Annotated in this window: 15 protein-coding genes; 8 read left to right on the top strand and 7 right to left on the bottom strand. The window is 69.8% G+C overall.

From position 1 onward, the window contains the following. Position 1: 1 nt before the first annotated feature. Positions 2–1,543 (bottom strand): collagen binding domain-containing protein, encoded by a 1,542-nt coding sequence (locus tag SSMG_RS41975; RefSeq protein WP_009086631.1) that lies wholly within the window; start codon positions 1,541–1,543, stop codon positions 2–4. A 144-nt stretch (positions 1,544–1,687) separates the two neighbouring features. Between SSMG_RS41975 and SSMG_RS41970 the strand changes: the two genes are divergently transcribed. Next, positions 1,688–2,134, top strand: a complete 447-nt coding sequence (locus SSMG_RS41970; RefSeq protein ID WP_009086630.1) for a helix-turn-helix transcriptional regulator — start codon at positions 1,688–1,690, stop codon at positions 2,132–2,134. A gap of 340 nt (positions 2,135–2,474) precedes the next feature. Further along, the gene (locus tag SSMG_RS41965; RefSeq protein ID WP_009086629.1) at positions 2,475–3,347 is read left to right on the top strand and encodes a helix-turn-helix domain-containing protein; all 873 of its coding nucleotides are present in this window, start codon (positions 2,475–2,477) and stop codon (positions 3,345–3,347) included. An 11-nt stretch (positions 3,348–3,358) separates the two neighbouring features. On the opposite strand, the gene SSMG_RS41960 is transcribed toward SSMG_RS41965, so the two are convergent. Both SSMG_RS41960 and SSMG_RS41955 read right to left on the bottom strand, forming a co-directional pair. After that, positions 3,359–4,162 (bottom strand): alpha/beta fold hydrolase, encoded by an 804-nt coding sequence (locus SSMG_RS41960; protein WP_009086628.1) that lies wholly within the window; start codon positions 4,160–4,162, stop codon positions 3,359–3,361. Positions 4,163–4,316: 154 nt separating this feature from the next. Continuing rightward, complete coding sequence (locus tag SSMG_RS41955) at positions 4,317–5,231, bottom strand: 1,4-dihydroxy-2-naphthoyl-CoA synthase (RefSeq protein WP_037719548.1); 915 nt, start codon at positions 5,229–5,231, stop codon at positions 4,317–4,319. Between the two features lie 91 nt (positions 5,232–5,322). Between SSMG_RS41955 and SSMG_RS41950 the strand changes: the two genes are divergently transcribed. From SSMG_RS41950 to SSMG_RS41940, 3 genes are all read left to right on the top strand, one after another. Continuing rightward, positions 5,323–5,571, top strand: a complete 249-nt coding sequence (locus SSMG_RS41950; RefSeq protein ID WP_158688180.1) for a hypothetical protein — start codon at positions 5,323–5,325, stop codon at positions 5,569–5,571. A gap of 127 nt (positions 5,572–5,698) precedes the next feature. Further along, positions 5,699–6,610, top strand: coding sequence for a nucleoside hydrolase (locus tag SSMG_RS41945; RefSeq protein ID WP_009086625.1), 912 nt, complete (start codon positions 5,699–5,701; stop codon positions 6,608–6,610). A gap of 814 nt (positions 6,611–7,424) precedes the next feature. Then, a complete protein-coding gene (locus tag SSMG_RS41940) occupies positions 7,425–7,853 on the top strand; it encodes a hypothetical protein (RefSeq protein WP_037719542.1) in 429 nt (142 codons plus the stop codon). Between the two features lie 531 nt (positions 7,854–8,384). Here the strand turns inward: SSMG_RS41940 and SSMG_RS41935 are convergent. The 4 genes from SSMG_RS41935 to SSMG_RS41920 form a co-directional block, all read right to left on the bottom strand. Then, entirely contained in the window at positions 8,385–9,686 is a 1,302-nt protein-coding gene (locus SSMG_RS41935; RefSeq protein ID WP_037719540.1) for a hypothetical protein, read from the bottom strand. 87 nt (positions 9,687–9,773) lie between these two features. After that, positions 9,774–10,025: a hypothetical protein gene (locus tag SSMG_RS41930; protein WP_037719536.1), complete on the bottom strand. Its 252-nt coding sequence runs from the start codon at positions 10,023–10,025 to the stop codon at positions 9,774–9,776. 244 nt (positions 10,026–10,269) lie between these two features. Continuing rightward, complete coding sequence (locus tag SSMG_RS41925; protein ID WP_009086618.1) at positions 10,270–11,223, bottom strand: ParB N-terminal domain-containing protein; 954 nt, start codon at positions 11,221–11,223, stop codon at positions 10,270–10,272. A gap of 2 nt (positions 11,224–11,225) precedes the next feature. Continuing rightward, entirely contained in the window at positions 11,226–12,035 is an 810-nt protein-coding gene (locus tag SSMG_RS41920; RefSeq protein WP_009086617.1) for a ParA family protein, read from the bottom strand. A 1,577-nt stretch (positions 12,036–13,612) separates the two neighbouring features. Here SSMG_RS41920 and SSMG_RS41905 point away from each other — a divergent pair. The 3 genes from SSMG_RS41905 to SSMG_RS41895 all read left to right on the top strand — a co-directional run bounded on the left by SSMG_RS41905 (position 13,613) and on the right by SSMG_RS41895 (position 16,067). Beyond that, on the top strand, positions 13,613–13,867 hold the full coding sequence (locus SSMG_RS41905; protein ID WP_009086610.1) for a hypothetical protein: 255 nt from the start codon (positions 13,613–13,615) through the stop codon (positions 13,865–13,867). Between the two features lie 270 nt (positions 13,868–14,137). Beyond that, entirely contained in the window at positions 14,138–14,341 is a 204-nt protein-coding gene (locus SSMG_RS41900; RefSeq protein WP_037719535.1) for a hypothetical protein, read from the top strand. 400 nt (positions 14,342–14,741) lie between these two features. Beyond that, positions 14,742–16,067 (top strand): hypothetical protein, encoded by a 1,326-nt coding sequence (locus tag SSMG_RS41895; RefSeq protein WP_158688179.1) that lies wholly within the window; start codon positions 14,742–14,744, stop codon positions 16,065–16,067. Position 16,068 lies beyond the last annotated feature (1 nt).

Below are 16,068 nucleotides of genomic sequence, written 5' to 3'. Positions count from 1 at the left end.
GTTACTCCGCCGCCGCCGCGGCAGCGGCGGAGACCGGTCCGGCGGTGACCTGCCGCACGACCACGTGCTCGCGGACGCGGTCCTGGGTGCGGACCACGATCCTGGCGTTGACCAGGTCCACCGCGACGGCCTCGGCCTTCGGGGCGACCGTGACCGGCTTCAGCGCGGTGTCGACCTGGTAGCCCTGCGGCGCGACCAGTTCCCTGATCCAGTACCGGCCCGCCGCGAGCCCGCCGGGCACCGCGACCGTCCCGTCCGGGCCGGTGGTCAGCACCTCGCCCAGGGTCCGGGCGCCGTCCTTGTCCGCGTAGAGCTGCACCTGCGCGCCCGCCAACGGCTGCCTGGTGTCGGCGTCGAGCTTGCGGACCACCGTGCGCACCGTGTCGGCGAACGCGACGGCCGCGGTCTGCCCGGACTTCAGCTCGACCTTGCGGACCTCGCCCGAGCGCTCCAGGCCGCCGGGCGCGGACACTTCGCTGACCAGCACGGTTCCCGGCCACGCGTCGACGAGGACCGGCTTGTCCGCGGTGGTCACCTTGTCCGCGATCACCGTCCCGTCCTGTCCGGTGACCTTCAGGACCGCGCCGGGCACCGGCCGCAGATCCTTGTCTCCCTCGACCACCTTGACCAGCGACAGCGCGGCTTTCTGGGTCACCTCGCGCGTGTTGCCGCCCCGGACCCGGGTGGGCTGGGGCACCACGACCGCGCGCTGCACGGTGTCCTGCGCGGGCACCCGCATCCGCACGTCGGTCGCCGGGGCGGTCGTGCTCGCCGACACCTCCACCGTGCTCCCGGCCGTGCCCGGGGTCACCGGCACCGTCACCGCGCCGTCCGGGCCGGTGCTCGCCTGCGCCGGGCCGGTCCCTCCCGACACCGCGACCGTCAGGGCCTGGCCGGGCACCGGGTCGCCGGTGGCCGAGGCGACGCGCAGCGTCCACGGCGCGGACTGCCCGCCCCGCAGCTCGCCCGAGGGCGGGGCCACCGCGACCGTCCACGGGCCGCGCAGCCGGTCACCGGCCGCGCGCAGATCGTCGACGATCTTCCGCACCGGGCCCGGGGCGGCCCGGTAGTGCAGGCCGTAGTCGTAGCCGACCTCGCGGAAACCCGCGCCCGCGTCCGGCGGGCGCTGCGAACCGGTCAGCTGGTGCAGCAGGATCGCCACCGCCGCCGACCACTCCGGGCTCTCCGCGTGCGCGCGCCCCGCCTCCAGCCACACCGCCGCCCGCGCCCGGTCCTCCGGCGACAGCGGACCGCCCCACTTGTCGGTCAGCACCACCGGGTCCGGCAGCCAGCCCGTCGCCGTCGACGGGTTGTTCAACGCGAACTGCACGCACCACGCCTTCGACCCGTCCGACAGGACGTAGGTGCCCTCCCAGTCCGCAGCCGCCCGGTTGCCCACATAGGGCTGCGACGGCTGCAGCCACAGCCCCGTGCCCTCGCCCGCCGCCGACGCGACACCGCCCAACGCAGCCGACCCCGCCGCCATCGTCACGACCGCGACCACCGCCGCGACCACCGGCTTCCACCATCTCTTCACAACCACTGCCTCATCTCCATCCGAATCCCCGGCCCGAACAGCCGGAACTCTACAATAAAACTCTACAATAAAACTGCACCTCGCACCTGCGCGCCGGGGCTGCGCGGTGAAGCGCGGAGGAGGGATAATGCGTCCCATGAGGGGGCACGCATGAGCATCGGCGTCCGCCGGGGGTTCGACCCCGAGGCGCTGGCGGCGGCCCGCCGCCAGCGCGGCCTGTCCCGCGGCGACCTCGCCCGCCTGGCCGACATCTCCCCCGCGGCCGTGGCCTCCCTGGAGACCGGCCGCCGGCAACCTCAGGTGGACAGCCTCGCGCGGATCGCCGCCGCACTCGGAATCGCGGTGCGAGACCTCGTGCCGATCCCCGACGAGCAGCGGCACCTCAGCGACCTGCGCGTCCACGCCGGCCTCACCCAAGCCGCACTCGCCGCCGCGATCGGGGTCTCCCCCACCCGCCTCGGCGCGCTCGAACGCGCCGAGCAGGCCCTCGCCGACGACCTCGCCCGCCGCCTCGCCGACGCCCTCAGCGTCAGCCCCTCAACGATCCGGGCCGCCTGGACCCGCGCCCGCGCCAGACCCTCCCGCACCCCTGCGTAGTCCCACGCCCTCTCTTCGCCCCAGGCTCCGCGCCTGCCCCTGCGGGCAGCCAGGAGCCCCGGCTCCGGGCGCGCTCCGGACGATCGCGGCGCACCTTTCCCACCTGCGGCGTCCGTCAGTCGAACAGTCATTCCCGCGGTCCCTCCCCCTGGTCTTCGGAAGCCCCCTTGCCTCGCTGGTGTCCGAGAAGTTTTCGCGACCGCGCGTAGGCGATCAACTACTATTGCCAGGGGTATGACTGCCAGGGGTATGACTGGAACTATCAGGCGACGCGGTGATTTGCCTGCCTCGTTCAGGCGAACGGCGGTTGTGCGATCACGTAAAGTAGGGGGACAGCGCGGTGCGTAGTCGCGAGAGGTTGAGCGGCAGTGATGCAAATCACACGCCTGGCCCTCTTGAACCGCCTTCGTTCGGGGGGTATTTGCGGCATCTGCGGACGACTGACGCCGCGGGGTTTCCGGCCGGTGCGCCCGCCCGGCCGCGGCCTCGGATGAGCCGGGACGACCTCGCCGCGGCAGCCGGTGTCAGCACCGGGTACGTGATCAAGCTGGAACAGCGGCTCGGGAACCCATCCGCGGACATCGTGGACCGGTTGGCTGACGCTCTGCACTGCTCGCCTGTCGAGCGCCAGCACCTGCACGACCTGGCGACGGCGCAGCTGCCGGGCGCGGCCACGGCGCGGGCCGGGTACCGGCCGCCGGAGATCACCGACGTGATGAAGCAGATGGTCGACAACCTTGTCCCGCAGCTGGCGGGGTACGTCGACGACGCGTGGAACGTCCTCTACGCGAACAGCGAATACGCGAGGATTTTCCGCGGCATCACCCGCGTCGGCAACGTGCTGGCCTGGTTTTTCGGGGTGCCGGAGTCGCGGGCGATCATGGTGGAGTGGGAGACCGAGGCCCGGCTTACCGTCGCGTGGCTGCGCGGGCTGATGGCGCGTCGCCCGGCGGAGCCGATGTTCGAGCAGGTTCTGGAGGCGTTGGCGGGCTACCCGGATTTCCGTGCCATGTGGGAGCGCCAGGAGCTGCTGATGGGCCGCCACACCCAGCACATGCGGGTGCGCGACCTCGACCGAGGCACCGAGTTCGTCCTGCTTGCCCAGGTGCACAAGGCTCCCGACCCGACGGTGCCGGTGCAGATGTACCTCGGGACCCGCTCCCCGGACCCCGGCGCGGCGGACGCCTCCGGCGCCGAGCGCTCTCGCCCCTAGGCTGCCGCTGGTCAGCGGAGGGCCGCTCCCGCAGTGGTTAGCCGTGGCCGGAACGCCGTCAGCGCCGCGATCACCTGGCCGGGGTGGGTCAGCGTCGGTGTGTGGGCGGCTCCGTCGATGACGGTCACCCCGCTCGCGCCGGGCAGCCGCCGGTCGAGCAGCTGCATCCGGTCGTAGGGCAGGCTGTGGTCCTGCGACCCCCACATCAGCAGCGCGGGGCAGGCGATTTCGCCGAGCCGCCCGGACACGTCGTCGCGTTCCATCAAGCACCGTGCCGGAGCGCCCAGCGGCAGGCTCCTCTGCTGCCACGTCTGGCGCCATTGCCGTTCCAACGCCGGGTCGCCCAGCAGCTGCGCGGCCAGCGGCCCGGTCAGCTCGTCGGCAGGGCCGTGCTGGTCAAGCGCAGCGAACAGCCGCTCGTATCCGGCCCGGTCGTCCGGGTCGCACGGCGTGGCCTCGGTATCCATCAGCACCAGGCCCTCGACCCGCTCCGGAGCCAGCAGCGCCGCCCGCAACGCGATAAACCCGCCCTGGCTGATCCCGCCTGCCACCGCCCGTTCCAGCCCGAGCGCGTCCAGCAGGCCCAGCAGGTCCCGAGCCAGGTCCCAGTAATCGAACGGCTGCCCGTCGTCGGCGGTGCCGCCGTGCCCGCGCGCGTCCCATCCGATCACCCGCCACTCGCGCCCCAGCCCGGCGGCCAGCGGCGCGAACACCGTGGAATCGAGGAAAAACCCGTGCCCGAGCACCAGCGGAATCCCGTCGCCGCCGGTGTCCTCATAGGACAGCTCGCGTCCGTTCGCCCGCACCGATGCCATGCCCCGCCCCCAGTTCCTCGTCTCCGACAACGTCCCCGCGAGCATCCCCGCCACGTGCCGACGGATCAAGGCACCCTGCCGCACTTCCGGACAACGCCACATTCCGGAGCCCGGAAACCTGGACCGTCGCCGAGCACACGAGGGACGACCTATCTCAGTAGTAGTACGGGTAGTCGGACCAGTCCGGGTCGCGCTTCTCCAGGAACGCGTCGCGGCCTTCGACGGCCTCGTCCTGCATGTACGCCAGCCGGGTGGTTTCGCCGGCGAACAGCTGCTGTCCGACGAGCCCGTCGTCGATCGCGTTGAACGCGTACTTCAGCATCCGCTGCGCGGTCGGCGACTTGCCGACGATCGTCCAGCCCCATTCGAGCGCGACCCGCTCCAGCTCGGCGTGCGGCACGACCTCGTTGACCGCGCCCATCCGGTGCATCTGCTCGGCCGTGTAATCCCGGCCGAGGAAGAAGATCTCGCGCGCGAATTTCTGCCCGACCTGCCGGGCGAGGCCCGCCGAACCGTAGCCCGCGTCGAACGAGCCGACGTCGGCGTCGGTCTGCTTGAACCGCGCGTGCTCGGCCGAGGCGAGGGTGAGATCGCACACGACGTGCAGCGAATGCCCGCCGCCCGCCGCCCAGCCGGGCACCACGGCGACCACGGGTTTCGGCATGAACCGGATCAAGCGCTGCACCTCGAGGATGTGCAGCCGGCCCGCCCGCGCCGGGTCGACCGTGTCCGAGGTCTCCCCGCTCGCGTACTGATACCCGGAGCGTCCGCGAATACGCTGGTCACCGCCGGAGCAGAACGCCCAGCCGCCGTCCTTCGGCGACGGGCCGTTCCCGGTGAGCAGGACGCACCCGACGTCCGCGCTCATCCGGGCGTGGTCGAGCGCCCGGTAGAGCTCGTCGACGGTGTGCGGGCGGAAGGCGTTGCGGACCTCCGGACGGTCGAAAGCGATCCGGACCACCCGTTTGCCGGAGCGGGCGTCTCGCGAACGGTGGTAGGTGATGTCGGTGAAGGAGAACCCTTCGACCTCGGACCAGGCGGCGGGGTCGAACAACTCGGAAACGATCACACCACACCGTAACCGCAGCACTACCGAACCCGCTTCACCTCACGCCCGCCAGGACCGGCCCGCAGGGGTCGGAGCCGGTCCGATCGGGTTCGTGGCTCACCGGACCGGGCACAGCGGCGGCATGGACATTCTGTACTGCGCCCAGCGCGGCCGCCGATTCGTCATCTACCGCCGCCACGAAGGCACGACCGAACAGATCAAGCGGAAAGACCTGGTCAACCGCATCGTCCACGCAGTCCAGAACGGTGGAACCTACGCCCTCGCGCCCGGCTATGCGGACCAGCTCGACCACGACATCCAGACTCAACTGGCCCGCGCTCAGTCCGGATTCCTGCTTTAAACAGCCCGCCTCCTCACCGCCTGCCCGCACCCGGGACCACAGGAAGACCCCCACCAGCGGATATCCGCCACGCCTACGCCGGCTCCCCGATCGTGGTCAGGCTGCGCGCGGACGGTAAGACCGGTGCATGACACCTGCGGCTCCTCGACCGGTCCTCATCGACACCGACGGCGGCCTCGACGACGCGCTCGCCCTGCACTGCCTCGCCCGCTGTCCGGACATCCGCCTGGTCGCAGTGGGCGCCGTGCACGGCAACGTCACCGCCGACGCCGCAGCCCGCAACGCCCTGCGCGCCCTCGAGCTGGCGGGAGACCGCTCCACTCCCGTCGCGGTCGGCGCCGCCGAACCGCTCGCCCAGCCGCTGCGGCTGCGCCACCCCGACGACCCGTTCGCCGCCCTCGCCGGGCCGCCCGGCCGCGAAACCTCCGGCCAGAACGCCGTCGAGCAGTTGCTCGGCCTCGCCCGCGCCCGCCCCGGCGAGCTCGAACTGCTCACCCTCGGGCCGCTGACCAACCTCGCGACCGCCCTGTCCGCCGAGCCGCGGCTGCCCCGGCTCCTCCGCCGCGTCGTCTCCATGGCCGGAGCCCTCGACACCACCGGCAACATCACCGCGGCTGCCGAGACCAACGTCCACCTCGACCCCGACGCGGCCGAGCACGTCCTCTCCGCCGGCTTCGCGTTGACCCTGGTCAGCCTCGACGTCACCCGCACCGTCACCGCCGGCCGCGCATGGCTGCAGCAGCTCGCCGACCACGCGGCGCCGCCGTGGGGCCCCGCCGCCGCGATGCTCGCGCAAGCAGGAGACCAGGTGCCGAGCCTCCCCCTGCACGACCCGCTCGCCGCGGCCGTGCTCGTCGACGAGCACCTGGTCCTCGAACGCCGCGACGCCCCGGTCGCCGTCGTCCTCGACGACCGCCACGGCCACCGGGGCGCGACCCGCATCGCCACCGACGACCCGGCCAGGCCCCCGGTCGCGATCACCGGCGCCGTCGACCCCGAAGCCGTCCTCGCCCGCCTCGCCTCCGCACTCACCGCCTGACGGCCCACCCCGGCAACAGCAGCGTCCGCGCCGGGTCGTGACCAGCGGAAACCTTCCTTGGCTTCGAGAAGATGCTCGACCACCAGGACATCTCCCCGGTCAACCGCCCCGCGACCAGCACCGAGCAACCGGCCAGCAACCGCCAGACCTACTCGCCCGAACGCGAAGCCCTTGGCGTGGTCGCTACCGGCATCGAGCTGGTCGACCCGCCCCCGGCCCGCTGCGGCTCCGCGACCAGTCCTCATCGAATTGGTCTGCACGCAGGACACCTCTGCCCGTACCCCCCCCGTACGGGTACCTCTGACCTGGGGCTTTCCGTGCGGGAGCCTTGTCGATACGGTCCGAACTTGATCGACTACGGCTCGTACACGCGATCACGTCAGTGCGACAGAGAGGCAGCCGTGGCCTTGTACTACGGCAACGGCGTCCTCACCTGCCTGGGGTTCTGATCCGAGCACGAGGGCGCCGAGCGGCCCTCGTGCGGCCAATGCTGCCGGGCACGCTGCGAGTTCGCGAGCGTGCCCGGCAGCGCCGTGCCGGAGCGGTCCGGCACGGCGCAGCGTTCGCTGCGTCGAGTCACGTCAGGCGTTGCGGTCGGGGTCGTGCCGGAGCAGCCGCTGCAGGGCGGCGACGTGCCGGTCGTAGCGGGCCTGCCCCAACGGGGTGATGCGGCCAATACGCATCCGATGGGATATGCGGCGGTTCCCGAATATCCCGGAAAGGGGCCACTGGGTTAAGTAGCTGCTGGTCAGAGGTTGTCTTAGATGCCTGTCCGGGGTGATGCGAGCGGATGCTGCGGTCGTATCCTCGCGGTGTGCCCGATAATGACGCCCATGCGGCGAGCGCTCCCCAGTTCAACGGTGACCTGCGCGCAGCGGTAGAGCTTCTACGTGCGACCGTCACGAACGACACCGGTGGCCTGGACCAGTGGCAAGCCGTTTACGGCACGCTCTTGTCTGGGCTTCCAGACGATGTCGTCGATCCAATGGCGCACAGGGTGGCGAAGTCGTTCGAGCAGGTTCGCAGCAGTGCCGATCTCCCGGATGCGGTCAGGGCATTGACTCGGGAGGTCGTCGATGTTCTCAGTCGCGAAGCCAGCCGACTGCTCAGCACGACCGCTATAGCGCACGTCGCTCTGGAGAAGAAGCTCCTGGAGGATGTGGCGGTCGCTACGGGACGCCCCATCGACGATGTTCTCGCTCAGCTGGACATCTGGATCTCCGACCTGGAGGTTGACGAGTAACTCGGCGGCGCACCGCAGTCCGCTAGTTCCTGGTCAGTGGTGTAGTGCCCGGTGGAGTTGGGCGTGGAGGGCGGTGAGTTCGTCGGCGGTGGTGTCCATTGCGCCGGTGCGCTCACCGGACATCCGCAGCTCGCCGTCGCCCGCTCGGCATCCGTTGCCACGGCCAGCGCGCCGCGACCCATTCTGCGACGAGGTCGCCCTGGTCAGAGGGAGGGGAACATGCTTCCGGACGTGCGTTTAATGGCATTCGCACCGCTGCCGCCGGGGTTTCTCCGTACTTGGCCACGTAAGGGCCGTTCTTGTCGGGTGACTCGCCGCAGTCAGGCGGACAGCGGTACAGACTCAAGCTGGGGTGAATACCGGGTATTCACCCCAGCGACCCTCCGCTCGGCCGCTCCCCCGCCAGCCCGGCGCGGTCACGCTGTCGCCGCCTGGTCGGCGAGCGCGCGGTAGAGCGAGGCGCCCCAAAGAGCGCGGACACGGCGAATGGCCCCCGCTGCGGCGGGGGCCATTCGCCGTGGTCCAGTTCGGTTACAGGGCGCGGCTGAGCAGCGTCACCGGCGCCTCCTCCGGCGCGCCGACGACCAGCTTCGTGTCGCCCTTCGCGAGCTTCTTCATCAGGTCGCGCACTTCGATCGCGACCGGCTTCGGCAGGCCCAGCTTCGCCGCCAGCTGGGTACTCGCCGGCACTCCGCCGCCGTCCGGCATGATGGACGGCGTCAGCGACCCGGCGGCCATGCCCTCGAAGCCGCGCAGGGCGTGCGGCAGCAGCGGCAGCGTCCGCTCGTCCAGGACCACCTCGGGGCGGGCGTCGCGCTCGGCCCGCAGCGCACGGGCGTCCGCGCTGGCGGTGTCTAGCGCTGTGCTCAGGTTGCCGAGCCGATCCTGCAGCTCTTCCTCGCGCCGCCGGTGCTCCTCGAGGGCGGTCCGTGCATCGTCGAGGTCGCTGACCAGCTGCTCGTGCGCGTGCAGGTCGTCGGTCAGCTTGAGCAGCGTGGTCGAGAGCTGCCCGGTGATGTGGTTGTAGGCCCACACCAGCATCCCCACCATCACCGGCGCGATCGCGCTCTTCACGGCCAGCAGCAGCTCGCCGTGCGCGAGGTGCGTGCCGGCGTTGAGCGCCAGCGACGCGGCGAGGATCGCCGCCTCCTGCATGTAGCGGGACAGCCGCCAGCCCTTGACCAGCTGTTTCCGCTGGGCCATCCCGGCCCGCGCGGTGGTCGCCGAGGTCAGCATCAGCAGCACCAGCGTCCCGCCGAGGCAGACGTCGATGCCGTACGACAGCCAGAACAAGGGATTGCCCAGCTCGCCGCCGGGGACCAGCTGCTGCTGGACGTTCACACCCGACCAGGCCAGCAGCAGGACGACCCCGCCGATGATCGCCTGCTTGGCTGTGACCAGCAGTTTCGCCGTCTCCGCCAGCTGTGCCGACTTGCTGGTCAGCTGCTCGGCGCGGTCCCCCGCCCGCAGCTTCCAGCGGCGGATCTCCGCCTCTTCGTTCCTTCGGCGGTCTTCCTCGGCCGCGTCCTTCTCCTCCCGCGCCCGCTGCCGGCGCGCTTCCAGCTCGCGGGCCTCGAACGCCGCCTGGTTCTCGCGCACCCGCTGCTGCAGCTCCAGCGCGCGCAACCGCTTCTCCGCCGCGATCCGCGCGTCGATCTCGTCGAGCTCGGGCGTTTCGAACAACGCGGTGCTCTTGCCGAGCACCGCCTGCCGTTCCTCCGCGGCCGCGGCGCGCTCCGCCAGCGACAGCAGCGGCCGTTCCGGCCGCCGAGCAGCCCGCCGGAAACCGGACCGGCCGTGACGGCCCGTCTGTGTGTTTCCGCTGGTAGCCAAGGCCGTATCATCAACTACGGACATCACGGTTCCAATCTGTCGTGTCCAGGCCCCGGGCGGTGTTCCAGCACCTCCGGGGCCGCTTTCCTATTTCGCCCGCTTCGTGCGCACCGGAGCAACCTGGGAGATCCGGGCCACCGACACGCCCCACGCCCGTGCGAGCTCGGCGGCTCCCACGCCGTGCCGCCGCGCGTCTTTGGCCGCAGCCGGCATCTCCGCCTGGATCACGCTCTCCAGCTCGTCACGCCACCGCCGCAGCCGCGTGAGCCGGTCCCAGCTGCTCTCGCCGTCCTCCGCCGGCCACCGAGCCGACGCGTCGCGGATCTCCGGGTCGCCCACCGGGGCCCCTTTCAAGCAGATTTAAATCAACTTGATTTTAATGCATCTGCTGACGCGGCTGCAACAGTGTCATTAGCTGGTCACGGTGCCCGCGCATGGTCAGAGCAAGGATCGCGCCCACCTCAACGCACCCGCAGCGCTCGGGCAGAGCGCGCTCCGCGCAATGTAGCGAGGTGTGGTGAATACCGGGTATTCACCACACCTGCTCAGCCTCGCTCGGCGGCCTGCCTGTCCAGTCAACGATTCAGGTCGAGCTGCGGAGCGCAGTGACCAGCTCGTCGACTTCGTCGGCTGTGAGCTGGTCGAGCAGCGCAGTCGCAAGCTGGGCGGGCGAGCGTTCCATGATCCGGATGGTGATGGCAGGTTTGGCTCGCGATGTCTTCTGCGGCGAGTCGTCGCCCTCTGGGGCTTCGGCACCGCTCTGCGAGTCCTTGACGCTATCACTTGGACTGGGGGGTTCTGAGCGAGCCTCGCCGAAGCCCGGGGGGCCGGCCATCCAACGCTGCCACTGCTCGTCGGGTTTGAGCCGAAGATCGATGAGCCATCGGCGTGCCACCTCGATCGGCAGGTCGCCGACCGCGAGTAGCGGCTGAAGCTTTTCATGCAGCCGTGGGCACTCGCGGGCCAGCTTGAACGTGATGCGGTCCTCCTCGACCTCCTTCTGCAGGTCAGGATGGAGCCTTGTCAGCCCGACTCGATGATTTACCCAAGCCGGTTGCTTTCCCAGTGCCTTGGCGAGCGCACGTTCGGACCCGTAGCGGGGCACCATTCTCTTGAGGTGTCGGCCGAGAAGCAGAGGGTTGAGCTGCTTGCGATGCTCGTTCTCGCTGATCATCGCCTCGTCGATCTGGTTCTCGGTCCAGTCGTCGTGGATCGCGCACTTGAGCGCGGGCAGATCAGCCAACGGTGCTGCCTCGAGGCGGCGGCAGCCGTTGATCACCACATACCTGGCGGTGGTGACCTGGTCGGCGAGATGCGGCTTCTGGTCCAGAAACGCCCTGCGTGACATGACATTGAGGTTCTGGAGCTGGCCATGGTTCCGGAGAGTCGCAGCGGTCTCCTCGATCTCCGCATCCGAAGAGCGAGGGTTCTCCGGGTTCGGCTGCAACTGCTCCCGCGGAATCGCGATGAGGCGGTCGCTGGCCGCAGTCGTGGTGAGCTTGTGGTCCTCGGTGGTCCCGAGTTTGACGCGGGCCACGATCAGTTCCCACCGTTCAGAGCGAGCTCCATGCCGAGCTTCAGGAAGTCCGATCGCGCTTCGACGGCCACACGGTTCTTCGGGTAGTCCGTGCACAAGCGCCCCGCCGCGGGCGCGGACGTGTGCAGCTTGTACCTGCGGACCACAGTGTTCGCCAGGGGCCACCCCTCGGCCTTGGCCCGATCCCGAGTGTCTGCCAGGTCGCCGTCGCCGTCCCGGGGATCCCAGTTCGTGAGGACCACCACGAAGGGAATCTTGAGCGGCTCGACGACCTCTTCGATTGTCCGCTTGGTCGGGTTGAAGGCAAGATCTTCCGGTTCCAGCGGGAGGATCGCGAGATCAGCCGACTCCAGGGACGCGCGGACGATCAGCTTCTCCGTCGGCTCGTCCTTTTGGCGGGCGTGCTCGCTCGGGAGCCAGCCCGGACTGTCGACGAAGATGCGTCGGTACACGTCGGCTGTCTTCAAACTCGCCAGGACACGCGGGTTCTCGTCTTCCTGCGAGTAGTCAAGGGGAAGCGGCTTCTTCTGTTTCCAGTAGGCTCGTTCAACCTTCTCGAGCCATTCCACGAGCGACTGCTGAGGGTCGGTCGAAACCGCCAGAACGTGGGCCGTGACCTTCTCCATGAGGAGTTCCAGCTCAGCCTCTGAGTCAGGATCTTCCGGATCGAGTTCCTTCAAGGCAGCGGCGACCTCCGGAGGAACGTCCGGCGGATGCACTTCCGCGGTGACCGCGGCCAAGTTGGCCGCGATGGTCGTCTTGCCGACGCCGCCTTTCTGATTGACGACGACGTAAACCTTCGTACTGCTCATCTCCGTGTGCTTCCCGTCTGTCAATTGGTACTGCGGAGCGCAGTCACTATCCCAGGTCGCCACGGGCCCTGTCGCTGCTGGCGCGCGCGGTTTCCGCTTCCGTTACCTGAGCTGGCGGGGGAGCGGCCGAGCGGAGGGTCGCTGGGGTGAATACCCGGTATTCACCCCAGCTTGAGTCTGTACGGCTGCCTGCCTGACTGCGGCGAGCCACCCGACAAGAACGGCCCTTACGTGGCCAAGTGCGGAGAAACCCCGGTGGGCAACGGTGCGAATGCCAGTAAAAGCGCGTCCGGAAGTGTGTTCCCGCGTCCTCTTCCCCGGCGATCGCCTCGGCCGGTCCGTCGCCGGTCCTCCTGGCCGACCGGCGACGGACCGGCAGCGATGGCTGGTCACGGCCTGCGGGTGAACTTCTCGTAGTAGGGGGGTCCCCGTAGTGCTCGGGAAAACTCGGGGCGGATTTGGCTGGCCTGCGGGTTCGCTAGTCGCTGAGCGGCTGGTCGGGGCTGGCTGCGAGGACCGCGTTGACCCGGGCTTGCAGGCGGCTCTGGCGCTCGTGCTCGGCTCGCGGCATTGGTTCCGGCGGCTGCCCGCAGGACGGCGTCGAGCGTCCGCCCGCAGCGTGCTTCCAGAATCTCGTGCCGCGCCGGCCGAACCGGTAGACCGCCAGCCCGCACCGGGCGCACACGTATCCGCTCGTCCCCATCGGCCGCCTCACCTCTCGCTCGGGCAATCCCTTCTGCCTGGAGAGATCGGGTGAGGCGAGCGTTTCTTGCGCCGCCCGCCGGACAGCGACCTCCCGCTCACCGTCGCATGAGTTCGAGAAGCAACGCACCAATCTGATCGACGCCGGCATCCTCGCAGCATTCCTGCCCAGCGCCGCCGAACTCCACCGCACCGACCTGACCTGAACTTCACCGCTCATCGCCCATCGGGCCTTCGTCGACCCCAACGACGTCGGTCTGAAGCGCCTGCTCACCGGCGGGGGTGAGCGGCTCGTGGTCGGCCCCGCGGCTTTTCGGCTGGCCAGTGCTTCGCCAGGTGGGTTAGAAGCGCGTCGGGGTCGTCGGCGAGCGCCGCCAGGCACGCCACCACGAACCCACGCATCGGCAGGCCGCGCTCCTTCAGGACCGCGTCGGCACGGTCCTTCACCTCGGCAGGCGGTCGCACGGTCAGGGCCGGGTCCGCGTGCTGGCTTCCCATACACCGATTCTTTCACAAGTGGCTTGCCACTTACAATTTCAGCTGCTAACTAAAGTGGCAAGCCACTTTTAAACAGGGAGAATGTAGGAGATGAGCATCTACGCGACTTCCGGCGGCACGGTGCACCACGCGACGTGCGGCCGCGACGGTTCGCCGTGTCCGACCGGCGAGCACGCGGCGAGGTCCCGGTACAGGTGCCGATCACCCAGCACGACACCGGCTGCCCTGCCGAGCACTGCCCCCCGGCTGCGCCACCGACGGGGTCAGCCGCGGACACCGGGTCGACTGCCCGTGCGCCTACGACGACCACCGTGTCCTGGCGACTGTGATGGCCGAGGTGCACATCGAAGCCGAAGCCGAGTACGTCGTCTGGGGGCATGGAAGCACTGGCCACGGCCGCACAGTCCGGCTTGCGCCTGCAGCGCGACGAGCTGCGCAACGCCGTCCACGCCGCAGCCAGGCACTCCAACCCGACCGGCCACAGCCTCATGCGCCTGCTGGACCGGGTCGGCGCCATCCACATCCAGCTCTTCGACCACGACTACCGCGTGCGCAACGAGCCGACGGGCACCGGCTACCGCGTCACCCCCGACACTAGGCTCCTTCATGGGCGTAAAGCAGGTCCCGCTTGAGCGTGTGCAGCGACTCGGCCCTTGTTCAGCTGCCGGGAGATCTTGCTCCGGTAGGCCGCGGGTCCGCGGGCGGCATAAGGACACCCTGCGGACCCTCGAATCTCTGGTCCGCAGACCTTTTGTGAGTCTGTGGGCCAGCTCCATTGAGACAATTTGCAGCATGCAACCGGACAATGCTGCTCATGATCACTCGAAAGTGGATGATCGAATCCGATGACACACCGGCGCGCCTGCGCCATCTCGGGTACCAAAGACGATAGAAACCGGGGCATGGAGCGCAAGAAGCCAGGCCCCGCCCCGCGCTGGGACGAGAAGCCGAAACAAGTGAAGGTGCGGATGCCGCCGGCACTGGCGGACGCGTTTCAAAAAGAGGTCCGCGGCCGGGGCATGACGGTCCAGGACTTCATCGGTCGACTCGCGTCCGAGATGACGGGCGTGCCCTACGACGAGCAGGAGGCGATCCCCGCCGCCTAAACAGCGAAAACGCCCTGGTCAGGACTGCCATCCCGTCAGAGCGTTCGTCGCCAATTTAAATATTCAGTTTTCACGACGCCGGAATTCTCTTGGAGGGGGATCCCCGGGCTTTGTCGTGCCTTACCAAGCTGAGGTCACCATACCAAACGACACTCGGCCTGGTACCCCTTTGCTCGTCCGCGACACGCGGACGGGGGATGAGGCCCAGGCCACACACGTATCCAGGGCACGGAAGAATCCGTGCTTCACCTGCGGAAACCCGGAAGCGAAGCTCCGGAAGAACCTGCCGCTGCGGTTCGTCTGGCCCTCGGCGTGCACGCTGTGCGGGCAGTGCTGGGGCCAGTTCGGCGGGAAGGCCGACGCTGCGGAGATCGGTCCGGCGCCGCGTGCGGCGCTGGAGGTGCGGTCGGTCGGTCCGGACGAGTGGCGGCCGATTCTGGACGCTCAGCCGTGGCGCGGCGAGTTGCGCCGCGACGCTCGCGGCAAGGTGGATTCGCTGGTCAGCGAGCTGTGCCGGTGGGCCGGCTGGGAGTCGGGGGAGACCTGGCCGACCTGGGACCGGCTGATGGACGCGACCGGCTGGGCTCGCGCCACGCTGGCCAGCTGGCTGCGCCAGCTGTGGATCCTCGGCTGGATCGACCGCGTCGAGCCCGGCTCGACACCGGCGACCAGGCCCATGGGCTCGCGCATCGAAGGCAACCGCGCCGCGGTGTACGGGATGCGCGTCCCCGCCTATGCCGACGAGGCCGCCAAGCCCGCCCTGCAGCGCGAATACACCACCACCCTCGCCCAGCTGAAAGCAGCGATCGCCCAGGTCAAACAGCTTGGGCAGAAAAACTGGACCCCCACCGGGTCCTTGGACCCGGTGGAGTTGCGTTTAGAGGTTGGTTACCTACGGACGCGCACGAAGAAAATTTTCCACAGGCTCGGCGGCGGTTTCGCCGGCGGGAAAAACGAGATCGAGCCGCTTCGCGGCCCGGGCTTTGACGAGAGCAAGCCGCGGCTTTGGGCGCGGACGGTCCCGACCACGCGGGCTGAGATGCTCGCCGCGGCCGCTGAGCTGCGCCGACAGCACACGACGCTGGCCCGGCTGAGCGCGAAGGCCATCCGCAGCGAGTGCCGGTCCTGGTGGCGGGCAGGCTGGTGCAACGACGGTCTGCTCCACGCCCTCCGGGCCCGCCCGGTCGGGTGGAGCGGCGCGAGCACCGCACGATCCCACGCCGTGTACGCCGTTATACACCCGGCGGGGTGGGTGCGGTCCCGACTCTCGATCTGGACCACCCACACCGCAAAAGGGCTGGTCAAACCCATGACCGACCCGACCCTGCGACGCGAGATCCGCCGGTTCAACGTCGACTCGGCGATCGCCGAGACCGAGCAGCGGGCCGAGGCCGACCGGACCGCCTACGGCCGGATCGGCGCCCGGCTGCTCGCCGACGCCCGCGCCCAGGCAGGCCGCTACTGGCAGCCCACGCCCGGCCAGGCCGCCGCCGCGCTGACCGACCGGATCCGCCTCGACCGGCCCGCCGGGCAGCCGACCGCTCGCGATCGCGCCGTCGCCGCGGTCGCCTCGCACTTCCAGGCGAAGCAGCTGGAGCGGCGGCCGCGGCTGTCGCCGCTCCAGCAGGAGCTGCGCGATCGCGCGGTCGCGGCCGAAGCGGCGCGCGGCCCGGAGCGGACCGGCACCGGGTACCGGCCGCGACGAGACCGCCGCGGCCGCCGATGAG

It is taken from the genome of Streptomyces sp. AA4 (genome assembly GCF_000158875.1).
GTDB lineage: Bacteria > Actinomycetota > Actinomycetes > Mycobacteriales > Pseudonocardiaceae > Amycolatopsis.
This window is presented reverse-complemented; position numbering and strand designations above follow the sequence as displayed.